This window comes from Bacteroidota bacterium (genome assembly GCA_018692315.1).
Lineage (GTDB): Bacteria > Bacteroidota > Bacteroidia > Bacteroidales > JABHKC01 > JABHKC01.
In genome coordinates, this window is sequence record JABHKC010000103.1 from 1 (window position 1) to 3240 (window position 3240).

4 protein-coding genes are annotated in these 3240 nt (G+C 29.5%); 1 reads left to right on the forward strand and 3 read right to left on the reverse strand.

The genetic code is table 11. The features are described 5' to 3' along the window. The coding region (locus HN894_08405) for an endonuclease domain-containing protein (GenBank protein ID MBT7143347.1) at window positions 1–320 on the forward strand (320 nt) is incomplete at its 5' end. Window positions 321–861: 541 nt separating this feature from the next. Here the strand turns inward: HN894_08405 and HN894_08410 are convergent. The 3 genes from HN894_08410 to HN894_08420 form a co-directional block, all read right to left on the reverse strand. Continuing rightward, window positions 862–1014 (reverse strand): hypothetical protein, encoded by a 153-nt coding sequence (locus HN894_08410; GenBank protein MBT7143348.1) that lies wholly within the window; start codon window positions 1012–1014, stop codon window positions 862–864. 782 nt (window positions 1015–1796) lie between these two features. After that, on the reverse strand, window positions 1797–2303 hold the full coding sequence (locus tag HN894_08415) for a hypothetical protein (GenBank protein MBT7143349.1): 507 nt from the start codon (window positions 2301–2303) through the stop codon (window positions 1797–1799). 169 nt (window positions 2304–2472) lie between these two features. Then, window positions 2473–3147, reverse strand: coding sequence for a Crp/Fnr family transcriptional regulator (locus HN894_08420; GenBank protein MBT7143350.1), 675 nt, complete (start codon window positions 3145–3147; stop codon window positions 2473–2475). Between the last annotated feature and the right edge of the window lie 93 nt (window positions 3148–3240).

A 3240-nucleotide genomic window follows, 5' to 3' on the forward strand; every position in this document is an offset into this window, starting at 1 on the left:
AAGAATTACGAAAACATATGACCAAAGCCGAGCTAATTTTATGGGAAGAACTCCGAAATAAAAAGTTATTGGGCTTGAAATTTCGAAGACAACATCCAATTAGTCGTTTTATTGCTGATTTTTACCGCCATAAACATAAGCTGGTTATAGAACTTGATGGAGAAATTCATCTCAAAAATGATGTTGCAATTAATGACAAAAAACGAGAGGATGAAATTAAAAGTTTGGGAATTACGGTTTTGCGTTTCAAAAACAATGAGATAATAAACCATCTTGAAAGTGTATTACAACAAATATCTAATTTCTGTAATGCACAATAGCAAACCGGTTTGTCGGGAAATCATCCTTTAGGACAGAGGCAAAATTTGCCGACAAATCGGTTTGCGGTCAAAAACAATATGGATTTCTGAATAGAGAACTTTCTATACATCGGCTATGCGAAGTTTCCAAACTTCGCTTTCTTTCATAAGTTTTTTTAACTACATTTGCATATAAGAAAATTAGTATGGCAACATCAAATCAAATACATGAACAAGATAAATTATATTATTTGACACAGCAAGTTGTTTAATGGTGCGAAGTTTGGAAACTTCGCATAGCTGGGATCAATAAATCAGTTACATGATAAAGACAACATTAATGATTTAAAAGATACGATTAAAATGAATAAAGAGACAGGTAAAGAAGATGTCATTCCAACAGTACCAAACATGAAAAATAATGAAAAAAGGAAAGATTAATATTATCATTATCACATTTGTTTTCAGTATTTATACCTCTTGGGCACAAAATGATAGTGCTGTTGATTGTGCTTTTTTGGAAGCTACATTCCAAACAAAAGAAGTTTTAGAGCATTTCAACTTATGTAAGTATCCTGACAAGATTCTCACCATAATCGATACCAATTTTTACTTTACTAATTGTCGGACTGTTGATATTTGTAATCGTAAAGCAGAATTTATCAGAAGTTGGTCGGATAATTTTGATGTTAATATGGGTTCTAGTAGAGAGCATATTTACACAATAGTCGTCTACAAATTGCTTGTAAAGAAGAAATTCGTATACATATACCTATGGCAACCATACACAAATGGAAACTTAGTAATCCGCTTAAAAAGAAGGAGGAATAGTATAAAGACGAAGATATTGGTGACAGGAGTTTTTTAGCTTTTTAATAGTACACCCCCAGCTCGCACGGATTTGTAATCCATGTGGATATTCCGGAAATATCAATGTTTTGGTAAAATTGGCAATATCTCAGAAATAGGTTTACCCAAACGAAATCTAACATTGAAATGTTTTCCTTTTCAAACCAATACTTCAATATTAAACTTTATCAATTCCTGCCTAAAAAAAACGCCCGTTTAATTAATACAGTTTTTGTCTAATAACTTGATAGGTTTAAATAATCAATTTTTGCTTGTTCTAATTGCATATATATATATAACATTGACAATTGTAATTTTAATGAGTTTTAGCTTTGATTTATGCTTATTTTAGCTAAAGTACAGATAAATCCCGCAAATTCTAATATATTTTCGTTGTAGTTTATGAATTAAATGATTGCTTTTTGGAAAATTGAAATTTTCTCTTAGTATTTTTCAAAAGTTCATATATTGTGCTTCTGAAATAAAAGACTTTTTACGTAATAAGAAATGAATACCAGTTTGAAATACAATTGCAAAAATGAAAATCACAGCTAAGATGTCCGCCTAAGTCAGTTTATCTGGAGAGTTTTAAATAAAGACAAATTAAATAAAGTTACAATTCCCGAATTCCTCAATTCCCCAAATTGTTTACTCAACCCACGGAGGAGTATCTCTTTCAAGGCAATACGTCCCGGTAGTATTCAGAGATAGATTAAGATCGAATTCTATCAAATCGTCGGGAGCGGCAGGATATGCTTCAAATACTTTTACTGTATATGCATCAATATCAACATTAGTAATCTGCATTTCAAGGTCGTAGAGACATTTACAATCGCTTGGCATACTTAATTCCTGATTTTCTTCAATAACAATCAAATTGTTACTTATGGAGATTTCGGCAAGAATATTGTCGGGCGTGCAGTTGAAGCCTGCATTTATATGTTTAAATATCAGCGTATTACCTTCCATAAAGTATTGAATGCATGTTTCATCGTTGGGAAAACTATCAACCAAGGCAACTGATTTTGTGTATTTGCAACCATCAAACGAAGTCAAAGAGCTTTCTTGCGTACTTTCTGTTTTTTCCTCGCATCCTGCTATCAGACTGAAAATTATAGTTGCTATCAAAACTAAAATTGTGTTAATATTTTTCATAATCAATATTTTATTTAAAAATTTAGAATTCAAAATTAATAAAACTTTAGGAACTAACTGAAATTAATAAACATCAATATTTTAAAAATATATTGCTCTAATGATTTATTTCCATAAAATAGTCTTAAAAATAAACGGACTCATCGCATTAAAAGACTGATGTAATATTTCAACCATGAATACTTATAGTTTCTAATGACTTCATATTTATTATTTTTATTTTCTTTCCGTTCGAATTAATTATTCCATCATCATTGAGCTGCGAAAGAATACGACAAATATTTTCACGTGAAGTATCAATAAGATTGCCAAGTTCTAATCTTGACAACGGCAAAGTATAATTATCGCTATTATAAATTTTATTAGCAAAAAACAATAGAGTATCTGCAACTCGACCAATAGTATTTTTTTGTTTCCTGTTTAGACAAACCTTAATATAATCAAGTTCACTACAACATAAATCAACTATTATTTCATATGCAAATTCCCCATTTTTAATAATGAATTTATTAAACAGATTAATATCGATGAAACATACCGTAACTTGCTCAATCGCGGTAACCGAATATTGATTGATTTTTTCCTTTAAAGTTGTAGGAATTCCCAAAAATAAGGGAGCTTTTAGAATTTTGATAATATGTTCTTTTTCAAAAACAGAAATGTGAATTTTAACAAGACCTGTTTTTAAATAAATAATATTAGATGATAAAGCCCCTTGTTGCAATATAATGCTCCTATTCTTAAAACTTACTTCTGCACAATTTTGACTCAAATTTTCTAATTCATTTTTATTTAGAAATGTTGCAGCAGTTGATTTTATTTTACATTCATTACAAGTTGACATTTTTTTATAAAATATTTTATGCAAATTTATTAAAAAAATGTGATAGATATCACATTTTTTATTAAATATTATCACCTGACATTTCTTGCTGAT

Excerpts from the sequence above, each read along its gene's own strand:
- HN894_08410 (MBT7143348.1), bottom strand. The coding sequence starts at position 1,014 with ATGCTCTCTACTAGAACCCATATTAACATCAAAATTATCCGACCAACT.
- HN894_08415 (MBT7143349.1), bottom strand. The coding sequence starts at position 2,303 with ATGAAAAATATTAACACAATTTTAGTTTTGATAGCAACTATAATTTTC.
- HN894_08420 (MBT7143350.1), bottom strand. The coding sequence starts at position 3,147 with ATGTCAACTTGTAATGAATGTAAAATAAAATCAACTGCTGCAACATTT.